This window comes from Pseudomonas sp. QE6 (assembly GCF_041379005.1).
In the GTDB taxonomy this organism is placed as follows: domain Bacteria; phylum Pseudomonadota; class Gammaproteobacteria; order Pseudomonadales; family Pseudomonadaceae; genus Pseudomonas.
This window is the reverse complement of record NZ_CP166873.1, coordinates 6,099,234-6,115,302: the sequence shown is the minus strand read 5'-3', so window position 1 is coordinate 6,115,302 and position 16,069 is coordinate 6,099,234. Positions and strand designations below refer to the sequence as shown.

Sequence of the window (16,069 nt, the reverse complement as noted above, 5' to 3'; positions counted from 1 at the left end):
CCGATTTTTCGAAGAGGAGAGCGGCGTTGAGTACGAGTCAGAAGGAACGCTTCATCGGCCTGGAGTGGCTGCGCTTCCTGCTGGGCCTCTATGTGGTGGTCTATCACACCCTGCACAGCTACCCGGCGGAGCAGAAGTTCCCAGGTCTCGATGACCTGACCAGTCTGGGCTTCTTTGCCACCAGCACCTTCTTCGTGCTGTCGGGCTTTCTGCTCTGCCACGTCTATGTCAGCGATGGGCAACTGCGGGAGAGCCCGCGCAGCTTCTTCACCAAGCGGCTGTCCAACCTCTATCCGCTGCACATCTTTTCGATCCTGCTGACCATCGCTGTGCTGCTGGTGGTCAGCGGCCTGGGCATAGGCCCGGACCTGGACCAGGCTACGCCGCGCTTCGTCATCTATGACACCAACGAGGTCATCGGGCGCCTGCAGCCGCAGTTGTTCCATCACTGGATGAGCGACCGCGAGCTGCTGTTCAACAGCATCCTGCAGCTCACCATGATGCAGGCGTGGAATCCGTACTACCTGACCTTCAACGCGCCGCTCTGGTCGCTCTCGACGCTGTTCTTCTTCTACCTCTGCTTCCCCTATGTCGCACCGCGGCTGGCGCGGGTGCGGCACAAGTGGCGGCTACTGATCATCCTCTGGCTGCTGTACCTGGTGCCGCCGCTGCTGGTGGTGACCAGCCAGGAATACGGCATGCCCTGGACCGGCCTGCTGCACCGCAATCCGCTGCTGCGCCTGCCGGAGTTCCTCGGCGGCATCCTCGCCTACGGACTGTTCCGCCAGTACAAGGACGCCGGCCACACGCCGGGGCGCGGGCTGGCGCTATCCATGGGGGCGTTCGTGCTGGTGAATTTCCTGGTGGCGGACTACCTCTACACCCACGGCGCAAAGTTCTGGTACTTCCTGCTGCACAACGGCCTGCTGCTGCCGGCGCAGCTGATGCTGGTGTACCTCAGCGCATTGCCGCGCGATCCGCGCAGCAGCCTGGTCCGGCGCTGGTCGCCGCGCCTGGGAGCGGCGTCGCTGTCGCTGTTCGCCCTGCATGTGCCGTTGTTCACCCTGTTCTCGCGGATCGAGAAGCTGATCCGCGCGCCGGGGAATTGCCTGGCCGACTGGGCCTTCTGCGTCGACGAGGCGACCCGCCAGCCGCTGTCGTTGTGGCTGTACCCGCTGTTCCTGCTGTTCATGGTGACCAGCTGCGTGCTGGTGCAGGAGCGCTGCGTGGTGCCGGTGCGCAAGTGGCTGGTGCGGCATCTGTTGCCGGCATCGTCGTCACGGGCGCGGGTGGTGACGGAGAGTTGATGTGTGGGCGACGCCGGGCGTAACCGTTGATGTCTTGCGTTGGGCGGTTCGCGAGCAAGCTCGCTCCTACAGGTATGTGCCGATGCGCTCTTCGTGGGGGCGAGCTTGCTCGCGAACCCGGTGGGGGGCCGACATTGCCAACCGATCGCGGACGAAGTCCGTTCCTACGAAGAGCACCGCCCGCTGATGGAGGCGCCCTCAGCCCACCTGAGCCTGCCAGTCATTGAGGTTGTAGTAGTTGCTCACCCGCGCGATCTTGCCGTCGCGGATCTCGAAGAAGGCGCCGGCCGGCAGCACGTAGGTCTGCCCGCTGGCCGGCGGCAGGCCCTCGTCGGTGCTCAGGTATTCGCCATGCACGACGAACTCCGCCGCGCCGCGCGTGCCGTCCTCGCTGGCCATCACCACGATGTCCGCCAGGCGTTCGCGGTAGCAGCGGTTCATGTGCTCCATGAAGCGCGCGAAGGCCTCCTTGCCATGCTGGCGCTCGCCCTGGTTGATGTCGTGCACCACCTCGTCGTGCAGCAGGCCGAGGAAGGCGGGCATGTCGCCGGCGTTGAAGGCGGCGTAGTAGGCACTGATCAGGGCCTTGGCGTGCATGGGTATGCTCCTGTCGCGGGTAGGGCTTAAGGTGGGCTTGCTGGCCATGATAGGTTGACCCGTCGGCCATCACTTTGCCGTTTGCGGCATCCAGCGGACGAAAACGACCATGCCCACGGACATCCGCCTGCTCAGCGGCAGCGCCATCCGCCCCTTCATCGATGACCTGGCGCGCCTGCGGATCACCGTGTTCCGCGAATATCCCTATCTCTACGACGGCACCCCGGAGTACGAGGCGAACTACCTCGATACCTACGTGCGTTCGCCCTGGAGCCTGTGCGTGCTGGTACTCGACGGGAACCAGGTCGTCGGCGCCTCCACCGGCCTGCCGCTTGCGGATGAGACCGAAGAGTTCCAGCGGCCCTTCCTCGAACAGGGCTGGAACCCCGAACACATCTTCTACTTCGGCGAGTCGGTGCTGTTACCGGCGTACCGCAATACCGGCCTGGGCCTGCGCTTCTTCGAGGAACGCGAGCGCTATGCACGCGGGCTGCAGCGCTTCGACTGGTGCGCCTTCTGCGCGGTGCAGCGGCCGCAGGACCACCCGGCGCGCCCCGCCGGCTACCGGACGCTGGATGAATTCTGGCGGCGCCGGGGCTTCAGCCCCCGTCCGGAATTGCACACCGAGTACCACTGGCGCGATGTCGGCGAGCCGCGGGAGAGCGCCAAGCCCATGTCCTTCTGGCTCAAGGAGCTGACCTGATGATCCGTGTTGCCGCCTGCCAGTACGCCATCGAGTTGCACGAACACTGGGAGGCTTACGCGCAGCACCTTGAGGGCCTGTGTGCCGAGGCGGCGGAGCAGGGCGCGCGTCTGCTGGTGCTGCCCGAATATGCCGGCCTGGTGTTGAGCGGACTGTTGCCCGAGGCACAGCGCAGCGACCTGCACGGCTCCATCGCCGGCCTGCAATCGTGGTTGCCGAAATGGTTGGCGCTGTGCGAATCCATCGCCTGGCGGCTGAATCTCTACCTGGTGCCCGGCTCCGCGCCGGTGCTGGACGATGACGGCCTGTACCGCAATCGTGCCTGGCTATTCGGCCCGCAGGGCCTGCTCGGCACCCAGGACAAGCTGCTGATGACGCGCTTCGAGCGCGAGCAGTGGAACATCGTCGGCGGCGCAGGCCTGCGCGTGTTCGAAACCGAGTTCGGTCGGCTGGGCATCCTCATCTGCTACGACAACGAGTTTCCACTGCTGGCGCGTACCCTCGCCGAGCAGGAGGTCGACCTGATTCTCGCGCCCAGTTGCACGGACACCGAGGCCGGCTATCACCGCGTGCGCATTGGCGCCCAGGCCCGTGCGCTGGAGAGCCAGATCGCCGTGCTGCACTCGCCGACCGTGGGGCTTGCGCCCTGGTCGCCGGCGCTGGACGAAAACGTCGGCCGCGCGGGGCTCTACGTGCCGCCGGACTACGGCATGCCCGCCGACGGCGTGCTGGCACTGAGCGAAGAACTGATGCCGGCAACCAGCCGCTGGCTGCTGCACGACCTGGATCTGGACGAGGTCCGCCGCGTGCGCCGCGAAGGGCAGGTTTTCACCCGCCGCGACTGGCCGGAGCAGTTCACGCCGGGGCGTTTGAAAGTCCTCGGCTGAGAAGACCCGGACTTTCGACGGGTGGCAAGGCGCGGTGCCGTGGTTATGCTCCGGGCATAACCATAAGAGGGACTTTCCATGCTCCGACTGGCCCTGTGCGCCTTCCTATTGCTGCTGGCCGGCTGCAGTTCGCCCGGCGCGTTCTTCGGCGCACTCGATGGCCCGATGTTCAGTGCGCAGCCGAGCGATCCGCAGCATGCGACGGTGTACATCTACCGCCCGCAGAACCAGTGGTCCGACGAGGAACTGGAAGCGCCGGGGCTGTTCCTCGACAACGAACTGATCGGCAGCCTGCCGAGCAACGGCTATTTCGCCATGAGCTTTGCGCCGGGCAGCTACCAGTTGCAGATGCGGCGCCCGCTGTTGGGCAGCTTCTGGACCTGCTTCGCGGGCGGCACCCTGGACTTCACCCTGATCTCCGGCTTCGCCCTGGAGGCGAAGGCTGGCCAGGTCTACTACCTGCGCTACGACGAGACCCACACGCCGCCCAAGTTTCAGCACAACGCCGGGGAGGGCGCCGGCCCGTTGAACCTGGTAGGCAATGAGCTGGGCTCGCGGGAGATACCCGCCACGCGTCAGGTGCAGGCGCCGGTGAGCATCGCCGCCAGCGGCAAGACCGTCGAGGAGCCGGGCTTTTTCGAGCGCATCGGCCTCTGAGGTGATGCGCTGTAGTAGCGGCCTATTACCCGCCGATTGCGCGACTGACTAAGCTCTCCCGCATGCCCGGTCACCACGGCCGGGCCCTGCCGGGAGGATGCCCACGATGGCCGCGAAGAAGATCCTGATGCTGGTCGGCGACTACGCCGAAGACTACGAAACCATGGTGCCGTTCCAGGCGCTGCTGATGGTCGGGCATAACGTCCATGCCGTCTGCCCGGACAAGAAGGCCGGCCAGAGCATCCGCACGGCCATCCACGATTTCGAAGGCGACCAGACCTACAGCGAGAAGCCGGGCCACAACTTCGCGTTGAACGCCACCTTCGCCGAGGTGCGCGCCGAGGATTACGACGCGCTGCTGATCCCTGGCGGCCGCGCCCCGGAATACCTGCGCCTGAACGCCAGGGTGATCGAACTGGTGAAAGCCTTCGACGCCGCGAAGAAGCCCATCGCCGCCGTCTGCCATGGCGCCCAGTTGCTGGCCGCCGCGGGTGTGCTCAAGGGGCGCGCGTGCAGCGCTTACCCGGCCTGTGGCCCGGAAGTGAAGCTGGCCGGTGGCGAGTACGTGGACATCCCGGTGGATGCCGCCCATGTCGATGGCAATCTGGTCACCGCGCCCGCGTGGCCGGCGCATCCCGCGTGGCTGGCGAAGTTCCTCGAAGTGCTGGGTACCAGGATCAGCCTGTAAACTGGTCCGTCATCGAAGCTGGAGAAGCCGTCCATGTGCGAACTCTACGTAAAGGCCGACCCGATTCTCTATGAGTCGCGCTCCCGCTCGCTGCGCATCCGTGGCGTGGTCACCACCCTGCGCCTGGAGAACCAGTTCTGGGACATCCTGCGGGAGATCGCCGAGGTGGACGGCATGACCACCAACCAGCTGATCGCCAAGCTCTATGACGAGGTGATGGACTATCGCGGGGAGGTGGTGAATTTCGCTTCCTTCCTGCGGGTGAGCTGTACCCGTTTTCTAGCCCAGCGCCGTGACAATGTCGTGGAACTGAACCGGGTGCCGCGCAGCGCGTGAGCGTTGGACAGACGCTCCTGGTAGCAGATAGTTCATCTTGCCGGTGAAAGAAGCGACGGTAGCTTTACCCGGTAGGCGGCCGCTCATGGTTGAGGTACCGAACTGGCCCTCCCCATAGTTGCACCCCGATGCTAAGGCCAACGGCAACTGCGTGCGCATTGACGCCTAGGCACGTGCTGGAAAACCAGATTTCCATCTGGCCGGTTGGAGTCTTTCTTCCTGGCGCTGGATGTGAACATATACCGTGCGGGGGCTCTATGTACCGCCAGACTGCGGTATACCGCATGATTGTCGAAAGTACCGATCACCAGCCTGTATCTGCTCTGTAACCTCTATCTGGCCGAAGTGAGCCCGGCACGACCAGCCAGTGCAGTTTGGGCAAGTGCGGTTGCGAACTGAGGCTCTTGCGTTCCGGCTGTTTCTGGCTGAGCGGAGTTAGAAGTCCCGAAAGTAGCCGGCCGCAATTTCACCGTAGCGACGTGCGCCGATTTCATTCAGGTGATGGTTGTCGTGGTAGATCAGGGTATTGTCGACGAAGGGGGCGGTTGCGAACAGAGGCTCTCCGGAGAGATCGAGGAACCGTGCGGAAGGATGCCGGGTGACGATGTGCGCGATGGTACGGTTGGCCGCCTGCCATTGACTGTTGAGCTTGCGGTTGATGGGCAGGTGTAGTTGCTCGAAACGGTTCATGCGCAGCATGTCTGAGTCGAACATTGGTAGCTGGGCCATCACTAGTACCTTCTGCCCCTTGGCATCTGTGCCTTCGAGGAACTGCTCGAAGGACTTCAGGAAGGCTGGGCTCTGGACCTGATACTGCCACATGGCCGCGATTACGATCTTGTGTGCATCGCGGATGAAGGGGGCCGCGGCTGCGATCTGTGCCGCGCACTGGGGGCGAGCCCATTCGGGCAAGCGCTCGACGTCAAATCCTGGGATAGTCACGCAACTGCTTCCGGTGATGATTCGGGCGGAAGAATGGTTGGTCATTCCTACCTGATCGAAGAACAGATTCAATTGTGCGGCATGGCTGTCTCCTAGAACCAACAGCGTTTCAGTGCCGGTCCGGTCCCCGTGGATGCAGTCGCCGACTATCTTGCCGTGGCAGATTTTCGCATTCACGGCATAGCGAGTTTGTTCGTCGGGAAGAGGCGCAACGACGGCGCGATTGATCGTGCTGGAGGTGGCGATCAGCGGAGTTGCCACCATGCCCAATGTGAGGACACGTATCAGTGTTGCTCGCGGGTCGTGAGTCGAACGGAACGGTCGCTCGATCCAGCGATAGGACAGGTAGGACGGGCCGAAGGTGAGCAGGGTGAACGCCAGAAGTTCGGCAGGCTCCAGCTCGTACCTGCCGGTGTAGTAGCGAATGCCTGCGAGGACCGGCCAGTGCCAGAGATAGAGCGAATAGGATAGGCCACCGATCCATACCATAGGTCTGGTGGACAGGAGCCGGCTGACCAGGCCGTGTTGCGAGGCGATCATCAACGACGCGCCCAGGCAGGGCAAAAGTGCGATCCAGCCCGGGAAGGTGCGAGATTCGTCGATCCAGACCAGACTGCTTATCACGAGCGCCAGCCCGATCCAGGCCAGGAAGCTGGCCAAGCGACGGGGAATGATGAGGCTTGGCTTAAGCACCGCCAAGCTTGAGCCGACAAGAAACTCGGGAGCACGGGCCAGCAGAGAAAAGTAGGTCGCCTGACGGATGCCGGGCTCGGCAAGGCGATAGCCCACATAGGTGGTCACTAGCACCACCAAGGCAGGCAGTAACCACTTGTGCAGGCGCACCGGTATCAGGGCCAGTAACAGCGGTAGTATCAGGTAAAACTGCATCTCCACGGCCAGTGACCAAGTATGCAGCAGGGGAAGTTCATGGGCTCTGGGGGCGAAATAGTCTCCAAATCCGGCGAAATAATGATTGCTATTGAAGTACAGCGCCGCGTTGAGGCTCTGCTTGAAGAAATTGAAATCGGCCGGGGTCAGGAGTACTGACATGACGGCCGCGACTGCCACGAGCAACACCATATAGGCCGGAACAATGCGCTTGAGCCGGCCCAGATAGAAATCCTTGAGGCTGAAGTGCCCCAGTTCCCTTTGGCGCAGGATGATTGAAGTAATAAGGAAACCGGAAATAACTAGGAAGATGTCGACGCCTACGAATCCACCTGGGAGCCAAGCCTTGTTCGCATGGAAGATAATTACCGCCAGCACGGCTATGGCACGTACCCCCTGGATATCATTTCGCATCGAGATATCGGCAAGCGGCGATCTCGATGCGCTCTCAAAGGTGGCATCCTGGCGCGCAGAGGGGCCGACATAGGTTTTCATGCTGGGTGGATCTTCCTCGGGCAGCGGGTGCCCAATGTATATTTGGTTTCGTTGGGGATGTGGATCCGCTCGGCAAACGAAATGCCCGGCTTTGTGCCGGGCATTTCTTCTTGTGTCAGTGACTTACTTCACTTCCACCGCCAGGTTTTCGGCGATCTTCTTCTGCCAGATGGCCGGGCCGGTGATGTGCACCGACTCGCCATTGGTGTCGACCGCGACGGTCACCGGCATGTCCTTCACGTCGAACTCGTAGATCGCTTCCATCCCCAGTTCGGCGAAGGCCAGGACCTTGGACTTCTTGATCGCCTGGGCGACCAGGTAGGCGGCGCCGCCCACGGCCATCAGGTAGACGGCCTTGTTGTCCTTGATTGCCTCGATGGCGATGGGGCCGCGCTCGGACTTGCCGATCATGCCCAGCAGGCCGGTGCTTTCCAGGATCTGGCGGGTGAACTTGTCCATGCGGGTCGCGGTGGTCGGGCCAGCCGGGCCAACCACTTCGTCACCGACCGGATCGACCGGGCCGACGTAGTAGATGAAGCGGCCTTTGAGGTCCACCGGCAGCTCTTCGCCCTTGTTCAGCATGTCGACCATGCGCTTGTGCGCAGCATCGCGGCCGGTGAGCATCTTGCCGTTGAGCAGCAGGGTTTCGCCCGGCTTCCAGCTCTGCACTTCTTCCGGGGTGATCTTGTCCAGGTCGACGCGGCGCGCGGACGGGCCGGCTTCCCAGACGATTTCCGGGTAGGCGTCCAGCGGCGGCGCTTCCAGCGAAGCCGGGCCGGAGCCATCGAGCACGAAGTGGGCGTGACGGGTGGCTGCGCAGTTGGGGATCATGCAGACCGGCAGGGACGCTGCGTGGGTCGGGTAGTCCATGATCTTCACGTCGAGCACGGTGGTCAGGCCGCCCAGGCCCTGGGCGCCGATGCCCAGCTGGTTGACCTTCTCGAACAGCTCCAGGCGCAGCTCCTCGATGCGGTTCTGCGGGCCGCGGGCCTTCAGTTCGTGGATGTCGATCGGGTCCATCAGGACTTCCTTCGCCATTACCGCGGCCTTCTCGGCGGTACCGCCGATGCCGATGCCGAGCATGCCTGGCGGGCACCAGCCGGCCCCCATGGTCGGAACGGTCTTCAGCACCCAGTCGACGATGGAGTCGGACGGGTTGAGCATGGCCATCTTCGACTTGTTCTCGGAGCCGCCGCCCTTGGCCGCGACGTCCACTTCCACGGTGTTGCCGGGGACGATGGAGTAGTGGATCACCGCCGGGGTGTTGTCCTTGGTGTTCTTACGCGCGCCGGCCGGGTCGGCCAGGATGGAGGCGCGCAGGACGTTCTCCGGCAGGTTGTAGGCGCGACGCACGCCTTCGTTGATCATGTCGTCGACGCTCATGGTGGCGCCGTCCCAACGTACGTCCATGCCGACGCGGACGAACACGGTGACGATGCCGGTGTCCTGGCAGATCGGGCGATGGCCGGTGGCGCACATGCGCGAGTTGATCAGGATCTGCGCCATCGAGTCCCGGGCGGCCGGCGATTCTTCACGCAGGTAGGCCTCATGCATGGCCTGGATGAAATCAACCGGGTGGTAGTAGGAGATGAACTGCAGGGCATCGGCGACGCTCTGGATCAGGTCGTCTTGCTTGATCACGGCCATGGAGCACGGTCCTCTTCAGGCGGGTATTACAGGCGCGAGGCCTGTTACGTCGGGAGTTCGCCGGCACGGTTCCGGCGAAAAAAGGCGCCGTAGTATACCGCTGCGGCTGCTTGCCGCGCACCCGCCAGTGATCCGACCTTGGTCCCAGGTGGCCGCCACTTTTATTTTAAAAGCCACATGGGCGCCCACATTCCGATCGGCTAGGCGGCCGGGCGCTTTGATAGTAGAGTGGAGGCCAGGTGCCATTACGGGATGGAGCCCCATGAGCACACTGCTGAAACAGCGCGCCTTACAAAAACTACTCATCAGGCGATTCGGCATGGCCGTCGGCACTTACGCGCTGGCGCAGCTATTGCTATGGATGGCGGTGTTTGGTGACTTCTTCCGCGGCTCCGTCGCCTTCGCGCTGGGTTGCACGCTTCTGGTAGTGGCCAGCCAACTGGTCTTCTTCTGGTTGTTCCTCACCGGGCGCAACCAACGCTTCTCCGACCCGAGCATGACCGAGCCGCAGGTGCTGGTCGCGCTCCTCTGGCACACCCTGTTCCTGGCCAACGTCGACAGCGCGCGCGGCACCCTGATGGTGTTCTACGTGCTGATCCTGCTGTTCGGCGTATTCCAGCTACAGCCCAGGGTGTTCGCCCGTTGCGCGGCGCTGGCGTTCATCGCCTTCGCCGGCCTGAACCTGTGGGAGGCCTTCCAGCAGCGCCTCGAATTGCCCGCCCAGGCGATCCTGCAACTGCTGGTGCTGTTCATCGTCCTGGTCTGGCTCAGCCTGTTCGCAGGCTATGTCCAGGCGCTGCGCCAGCGCATGCGCCAGCGCCGCTACGCGCTGCAGGCCCACCAGGACACGCTGCGCGGGATGATGCGTCAGCTGGAGGACCTGGTGGCTACCGATGAGCTGACCGGCCTGTTCAACCGCCGCCACTTCCTGCGTCTGGCCGGTCGCGCACGGGACGAGATGCAACTGCATCAGCGCCACGGCCTGGCGCTGATCGACCTGGATCACTTCAAGCGCATCAACGACCTCCATGGCCACGCCGCCGGCGACCGCGTGCTGCAGACCTTCGCCGCAGTGGCGCGGGCCTGCCTGCGCGAGGGCGACATCCTGGCGCGCTACGGCGGCGAGGAGTTCGTCCTGCTGCTGCCCAATGCCGACGCCGACCGGCTGGCCACCTGCTGCGAACGCCTGCGCATGGCCTACGCCGACGCGCAGCCGGTAGGGGTGAACATCGAAGTGCTGAGCCTGTCGGCGGGGATGACCCTGCTGGAGCCCACCGACGATCTCGACGAAGCCTTGCAACGGGCCGACCAGGCGCTCTACCGTGCGAAACGTAGCGGACGTAACCGCTGCGATGCCGCATGGGAGTGGACGCGTGCCTGAGATACAGGCCGGATCGCAACGCTTTTCGGTAACCCCCGGAGTCAACCTGCTCGATGCCCTGCGCGGGGCCGGCGTCGCCGTGCCTTACAGTTGCCGCGCCGGCAGCTGCCACGCCTGCCAGGTGCGCTGCACGCGCGGAGAAGTCCGCGATGCATTGCCCGATGCGCTGGAAGCCGCACGACGCGACGAGGGCTGGCGGTTGTCCTGCCAGTGCCAGGTCATCGAAGACCTCGCCGTGGAAGTCTTCGATCCGCAGCGCGACGGCCTGCCCGCCAGCGTCGCCGAGCTGGACTGGCCGGCGCCGGACGTACTGCGCCTTCGCCTGACGCCGCAACGCCCGCTGCGCTATCGCGCCGGGCAGCACTTGATCCTCTGGAGCGCCGAGGGCGTGGCGCGGCCCTACTCGCTGGCCAGCGTGCCGGGTATCGACCCCTGGCTGGAGTTCCATATCGATTGCCGTCTGCCCGGCGCCTTCAGCGACTTCGCGCGCCAGTTGAGGGCGGGCGACAGCGTACGCCTGGGCGAGCTGCGCGGCGGCGCCCTGCACTATGACCCCGAATGGCACGAGCGGCCGTTGCTGCTGATGGCCTCCGGCACCGGTCTGGCGCCGCTCTGGGGTGTGCTGCGCGAGGCGTTGCGCCAGCATCACGCAGGTCCCATCCGGGTCATTCACCAGGCCCATGACCACGCCGGCCACTACCTCGCCGAAGCGCTGCGCGCGCTTGCCGCCGCGCACCCGGAGCTGGAGGTGACGCTGATGACCGCGGCCGAGTCGGCCGAAGTTTTGGCGCAACTCCGGCTTGTTTCGCGGCGGAGCATCGCCTTACTCTGCGGCCACCCCGACAGCGTCGATGCCTTCGCCCGCCGCCTCTACCTCTGTGGCGTGCCGCGCGGCCAGACGCTGGCCGACCTATTCCTTCCGCACGCCTGAAGCGGCGCGCGGCCCCAATAAGTAGAAGTCCAATAAGAAGGATTTGCCATGAGCGAACAGATTCTCGTCGAACGCGAACAGGGCCTGCTGACCCTGCGCCTGAACCGTCCGGACAAGATGAACGCGCTGACCCGCACCATGTACTCCGCCCTGGCCGAGGCCCTGGAGGCGGCGGAGGCGGACCGCACCGTGCGCGTGGTGCTGATCACCGGCGGCGCCGAGTGCTTCACCAGTGGCAATGACATCGTCGACTTCCTCCAGCAGCCGCCCAGCGGCCCGGACAGCCCGGTATTCCGCTTCATGCGTGCGCTGATGGACTTCACCAAGCCGGTGGTCGCGGCGGTGGCCGGCCCCGCCGTGGGGATCGGCACCACCCTGCTGCTGCACTGCGACCAGGTCTTCGTCGCCCAGGGCAGCAAGTTCAAGATGCCCTTCGTCAACCTCGGCCTGTGCCCGGAGTTCGGCTCCAGCTTCCTGGTGCCGCGCCTGGTCGGCCCTGTGAAGGCGGCCAGCCTGCTGATGCGTGGCGAAGGCTTCAGCGGTGAGCAGGCGGTGGCCTACGGCATCGCCAACGAGGCGCTGGCCGACGGCGCCGCCGCCATCGAGCGTGCCCGTGAGGTCTGCCAGTCGCTGCAGCAACTGCCGCCGGCGGCGGTGGCGCTGAGCAAGCGCCTGCTCAAGGCGCCCTATATCGAGCAGCTGCGCCAGGTGGTGGCAGAGGAAGGGCAACTCTTCGTCGAGCGCCTGCACTCGCCGGAAGCCCAGGAAGCGCTGAGCGCCTTCACCCAGCGTCGCCAGCCGGATTTCTCCAAGTTCCTGTAACGGCTCCCACAGGTTCGGCATGCAGGGCGTATGACGCTCCGCGTTGTACGCCGCCCGGCCTTGGTCTCCATGCGCTCCGTGCTTGGCCGTGGCGCCAACGACGAGGACGGTGTATCGGCGTACAACCGCGAACGGTTGTGCGCCCTACGGATGCACCCGGTTGCCCACACAATCTGTGGAGCGTGCTGTGGATAAGCTTTGGGGCAACTTGGCGAACCCGCGGCAGTCGTGGTCTGCAGGGGATTGAGCGGTATTTGAGCGACGCCCGGCAGGTTGCCCACACAAGATGTGGAAGGTGTTGTGGATAACCTTGGGGTCAAGGCGCCAAGCCCGCACGGCGCCTGGCTTCCAAGCCATTGGTTGCCCTTTGAGCAACCCGGAATGAAAAAGGCCGCCCATAAGGGCGGCCTTTTTTGTTGCCGGTGCAGGATCAGACCAGCAGATCACCCACGTGCAGCACCTTCATGGTGTTGGTGCCGCCCTGGGTGGTGTAGCTGTCGCCCTTGGTCAGGATCACCCAGTCGCCCTTGGTCACCACGCCGCGCTGCAGCAGCGCGTCGACGGCTTCCTGGCTGACTCGCTCCGGCGGCAGCGCGGCTGGGTCGAAGGGGATGGTTTCCACGCCGCGGAACAGCGCCACGCGGGCCTGGGTTTCGCGGTGCGGGGAGTAGGCGAAGATCGGCACCGAGGAGCGGATGCGCGACATGATCAGCGGGGTGTAGCCGCTTTCGGTCAGGCAGATGATCGCCTTGATGCCCGGGAAGTGGTTGGCGGTGTACATGGCCGCCAGGGCGATGCTCTCGTCGCAGCGCTCGAAGGTCTGGCCCAGGCGGTGGCTGGACTTCTTGGTGGTCGGGTGCTTCTCGGCGCCGGCGCAGATGCGCGCCATGGCCTGGACCGCTTCCACCGGGTATTCGCCGGCGGCGCTCTCGGCGGAGAGCATCACGGCGTCGGTGTAGTCGAGCACGGCGTTGGCCACGTCGGAAACTTCCGCGCGGGTCGGCATCGGGTTGTGGATCATCGACTCCATCATCTGGGTCGCGGTGATCACGGCCTTGTTGTAGCGGCGCGCGTGCAGAATGATCTTCTTCTGGATGCCCACCAGCTCGGCGTCGCCGATTTCCACACCGAGGTCGCCACGGGCCACCATCACCGCGTCGCTGGCGCGGATCAGGCCGTCGAGCGCCTCGTCGTCGGCCACGGCTTCGGCGCGCTCGATCTTGGCCACCAGCCAGGCGGTGCCGCCGGCTTCGGTGAGCAAGCTGCGGGCGTATTCCATGTCCTTGGCGTCACGCGGGAAGGACACGGCGACGTAGTCCAGGTCCATGCTCGCGGCGAGCTTGATATCGGCCTTGTCCTTGTCGGTCAGGGCCGGCGCGGTGAGGCCGCCGCCACGGCGGTTGATGCCCTTGTGGTCGGACAGCGGGCCGCCGATCAGCACTTCGCAGACCAGTTCGTCCGCCTTCACTTCCTTGACCGCCATGACCACGCGGCCGTCGTCCAGCAGCAGTTCGTCGCCGACGCCGCAGTCCTTCACCAGGTCCGGGTAGTCGATGCCCACGACTTCCTGGGTGCCGGCGTCACGCGGGTGGCTGGTGGAGAAGCGGAAGGTGTCGCCGACGGCCAGTTCGATGCGCTTGTTGGCGAACTTGGCGATGCGGATCTTCGGGCCCTGCAGGTCGCCCAGCAGCGCGACGAAGCGGCCGTGCTTGGCGGCCAGGTCGCGGACCAGCTTGGCGCGGGCGCGGTGTTCATCGGGAGTACCGTGGGAGAAGTTCAGGCGGGCGACGTCGATCCCGGCGAGGATCAGCTGTTCCAGGACTTCGGGGGAGTTGCTGGCTGGGCCGAGGGTGGCGACGATCTTGGTGCGGCGAAGGGACATGCGGGACTCCTAGGGGAAAGCAGCGGTCAGGCCGCCCGGAGAGCCTGGAAAGGTTCCGAAGGCAGCCAGGGCGCCATCTTACTCTCTTTCAGGTGACAGGTCTGATCACCAGCAGGTCGCATTCCACCTCTTCGAGCACCCGTTCGGCGGTCTGGCCGATCAGCGCGTTGTCGAACTGCCCGCGGGCGACCGCGCCCATCAGCAGCAGGTCGATGCCCTTGTCGCGCACGTAGGTGGGAATCACCTCTTCGGCAAAGCCCTGGCTCAGTTCGGTACGCGTGCGCTCGATGGCCGGGTATTGCGCCAGCAGGGCGTCGAAGGCTTCGCGGTGGTGGGTTGCGGTGCGTTTCACATAGTCGTCGTAGTTGGCCAGCAGTTCGGCGTTGAATGCCAGGGTCTGTGGCACTGCCACGTAGGCGTGCAGGTAATGCGCCTGCAGTTTCAGGCGTTGTTCGAACTCGCGGGCCACGCCGATCAGGCGGTGATCCAGCTCGGCCGGCTTGTCGCTGGCGTGCAGCGGGTCGAGCGCCGCGCACAGGCGTTCGCCGCGCCATTGGCCGTGTTGCACCAGCCACAGCGGCTGCGGGCAATGGCGGATCAGTTGCCAGTCGTGGTTGGTCAGCACCAGGCGCTTGAGCAGGCTGTGGTGGTGCGCGGACTTGAGCACCAGGTCGGGCTGGCTCTGCTCGCAGTGCAGGACGACCTGGCGGTGCAGCGGTTTGCCCCAGCGCGCCTGGCACTTCACCTCGATGCCGGCCTGGCGCAGCGGCGCGGCGAGCTGTTCCAGCCAGGTCAGGCGCTGCTCTAGCAGACTCTGCCGGCCCCGTTCGAGGTCGTTCTGGTCCAGCAGCAGGTTGTTGTCCAGGGCGGGATTGAACTCGCAGGCCAGCAGTTCCAGGTGTGCGCCGCTGCGTTCGGCGATCCATTGGGCGCGGGTGAGCGCGGGCTGGTCTTCGCGGGTGGGGTCGATGACGACGAGCAGGTGCTGGAGTTTCATGTCGGCTTCCTCGCGCGGGCTGCGACCATTGCAGTCCAAGCCTAGCGCGTAGCGCTTGATCTGGGTCAGCGCTGCGCGCGGGAAGTCGCCCTCAGTTGCGCTGGCTGTTCAGTGCCTGGTCGAGGTGGCGCGCCGCCTTGTCGGCGAGATCGCCGTTGGGGTACTCGGCCAGTTGCCGGCGCAGGTAGGCGATGGCCTGGTCGCGGTCGGGGTGCGGATTGTCCGGCGCCATGTACATCAGGCCGAGCTGGTACAGCGCCTTTTCGCGGATGTCCGGCGGAATGGCCGGGTCGTTGGCGCCCAGCAGGTAGAGCTGCGCGGCTTCGTCGACGCGGTCCTTGAGCACCGCGCGGCGCGACAGCAGGGTCATGTCCGGATCGAGGCTGGGCTTGTTCAGGTCGAGGTTGTACTGCGGCTTCCAGTCCGCCAGCAGCTCGCGGGCGTTCTTCTGTACCGGGTCCCTGGCGCGCTGGCGGATCATCAGGATGCGCGCGTCGGCGTGGGCGGCGGCCTGGGTGCCGGGGAACTCGCGGTCGATGCGCTCGAAGTACTGCAGCGCCTTCGCATCGTCGCGCTGGTCGTTGAAGCGACTCATATAGATCAGGCCGATCTGGTACAGCGCGATGGCGCGCACTTCCGGGCTGTAGCGGGTGTTGCCGTAGCCGGTCAGGTAGAGCTGCTCGGCCTCGGCACTCTTGTTGTCGCGGATGGCCTGGGCGCTGTAGGTCAGCAGGTCGCCTTCCTCTTCCACTGCGGCGGTCATGCGCTTGTTCTTCAGCTGCTTGTATTCGGCGACTTCACCGGTGGTGACCTGCGCGACGAACAGCGGCGTGGTGGGGGCGCAGCCGGCGAGCAGGGGGAGGAGCACCACGAAGGGCAGGGCGAAAGCTGAGCGCATGGCATCTCCTT

The 16,069-nt window shown here is 65.0% G+C and carries 15 protein-coding genes; 9 read left to right on the top strand and 6 right to left on the bottom strand.

The genetic code is table 11. The annotated features are described in order from the left end of the window. The first annotated feature begins 26 nt into the window (after positions 1-26). Complete coding sequence (locus tag ACAW63_RS27945; RefSeq protein WP_371230759.1) at positions 27-1,307, top strand: acyltransferase family protein; 1,281 nt, start codon at positions 27-29, stop codon at positions 1,305-1,307. Positions 1,308-1,505: 198 nt separating this feature from the next. On the opposite strand, the gene ACAW63_RS27940 is transcribed toward ACAW63_RS27945, so the two are convergent. Then, positions 1,506-1,904, bottom strand: coding sequence for a nuclear transport factor 2 family protein (locus ACAW63_RS27940; protein WP_371230757.1), 399 nt, complete (start codon positions 1,902-1,904; stop codon positions 1,506-1,508). 109 nt (positions 1,905-2,013) lie between these two features. On the opposite strand from ACAW63_RS27940, the gene ACAW63_RS27935 reads away from it, so the two are divergent. From ACAW63_RS27935 to ACAW63_RS27915, 5 genes are all read left to right on the top strand, one after another. Beyond that, on the top strand, positions 2,014-2,607 hold the full coding sequence (locus ACAW63_RS27935) for a GNAT family acetyltransferase (protein ID WP_371230755.1): 594 nt from the start codon (positions 2,014-2,016) through the stop codon (positions 2,605-2,607). Next, a complete protein-coding gene (locus tag ACAW63_RS27930) occupies positions 2,607-3,494 on the top strand; it encodes a carbon-nitrogen hydrolase family protein (RefSeq protein ID WP_371230753.1) in 888 nt (295 codons plus the stop codon). Before ACAW63_RS27935 ends, ACAW63_RS27930 begins: the two co-directional genes overlap by 1 nt. A 78-nt stretch (positions 3,495-3,572) precedes the next feature. Beyond that, positions 3,573-4,151 (top strand): DUF2846 domain-containing protein, encoded by a 579-nt coding sequence (locus tag ACAW63_RS27925; RefSeq protein ID WP_371230751.1) that lies wholly within the window; start codon positions 3,573-3,575, stop codon positions 4,149-4,151. A 106-nt stretch (positions 4,152-4,257) separates the two neighbouring features. Further along, the gene (locus ACAW63_RS27920) at positions 4,258-4,839 is read left to right on the top strand and encodes a DJ-1/PfpI family protein (RefSeq protein ID WP_371230749.1); all 582 of its coding nucleotides are present in this window, start codon (positions 4,258-4,260) and stop codon (positions 4,837-4,839) included. 33 nt (positions 4,840-4,872) lie between these two features. After that, positions 4,873-5,175 carry a ribbon-helix-helix domain-containing protein gene (locus ACAW63_RS27915; RefSeq protein WP_017519692.1) on the top strand — a complete coding sequence of 101 codons (303 nt, stop codon included), beginning with the start codon at positions 4,873-4,875 and terminating at the stop codon, positions 5,173-5,175. A 435-nt stretch (positions 5,176-5,610) separates the two neighbouring features. Here the strand turns inward: ACAW63_RS27915 and ACAW63_RS27910 are convergent, their stop codons facing one another. Both ACAW63_RS27910 and ACAW63_RS27905 read right to left on the bottom strand, forming a co-directional pair. Continuing rightward, complete coding sequence (locus ACAW63_RS27910) at positions 5,611-7,500, bottom strand: acyltransferase family protein (RefSeq protein WP_371230747.1); 1,890 nt, start codon at positions 7,498-7,500, stop codon at positions 5,611-5,613. Positions 7,501-7,623: 123 nt separating this feature from the next. Continuing rightward, entirely contained in the window at positions 7,624-9,147 is a 1,524-nt protein-coding gene (locus ACAW63_RS27905) for a fumarate hydratase (RefSeq protein WP_371230745.1), read from the bottom strand. Between the two features lie 262 nt (positions 9,148-9,409). Here ACAW63_RS27905 and ACAW63_RS27900 point away from each other — a divergent pair, with 262 nt between their 5' ends. The 3 genes from ACAW63_RS27900 to ACAW63_RS27890 are packed head-to-tail and all read left to right on the top strand — an operon-like array spanning position 9,410 to position 12,281. Next, on the top strand, positions 9,410-10,528 hold the full coding sequence (locus ACAW63_RS27900) for a diguanylate cyclase domain-containing protein (protein WP_371230743.1): 1,119 nt from the start codon (positions 9,410-9,412) through the stop codon (positions 10,526-10,528). After that, positions 10,521-11,459, top strand: a complete 939-nt coding sequence (locus ACAW63_RS27895; protein WP_371230742.1) for an iron-sulfur-binding ferredoxin reductase — start codon at positions 10,521-10,523, stop codon at positions 11,457-11,459. The genes ACAW63_RS27900 and ACAW63_RS27895 overlap by 8 nt, the downstream gene beginning before the upstream one ends. Positions 11,460-11,507: 48 nt before the next feature. Next, on the top strand, positions 11,508-12,281 hold the full coding sequence (locus ACAW63_RS27890; protein WP_371230740.1) for an enoyl-CoA hydratase-related protein: 774 nt from the start codon (positions 11,508-11,510) through the stop codon (positions 12,279-12,281). 430 nt (positions 12,282-12,711) lie between these two features. On the opposite strand, the gene pyk is transcribed toward ACAW63_RS27890, so the two are convergent. From pyk to ACAW63_RS27875, 3 genes are all read right to left on the bottom strand, one after another. Beyond that, positions 12,712-14,163 (bottom strand): pyruvate kinase, encoded by a 1,452-nt coding sequence (pyk, locus tag ACAW63_RS27885; protein ID WP_371230738.1) that lies wholly within the window; start codon positions 14,161-14,163, stop codon positions 12,712-12,714. An 88-nt stretch (positions 14,164-14,251) separates the two neighbouring features. Further along, positions 14,252-15,160, bottom strand: a complete 909-nt coding sequence (locus tag ACAW63_RS27880; RefSeq protein WP_371230737.1) for a universal stress protein — start codon at positions 15,158-15,160, stop codon at positions 14,252-14,254. A gap of 91 nt (positions 15,161-15,251) precedes the next feature. Beyond that, entirely contained in the window at positions 15,252-16,058 is an 807-nt protein-coding gene (locus tag ACAW63_RS27875; RefSeq protein ID WP_371230735.1) for an outer membrane assembly lipoprotein YfiO, read from the bottom strand. Positions 16,059-16,069: the final 11 nt, after the last annotated feature.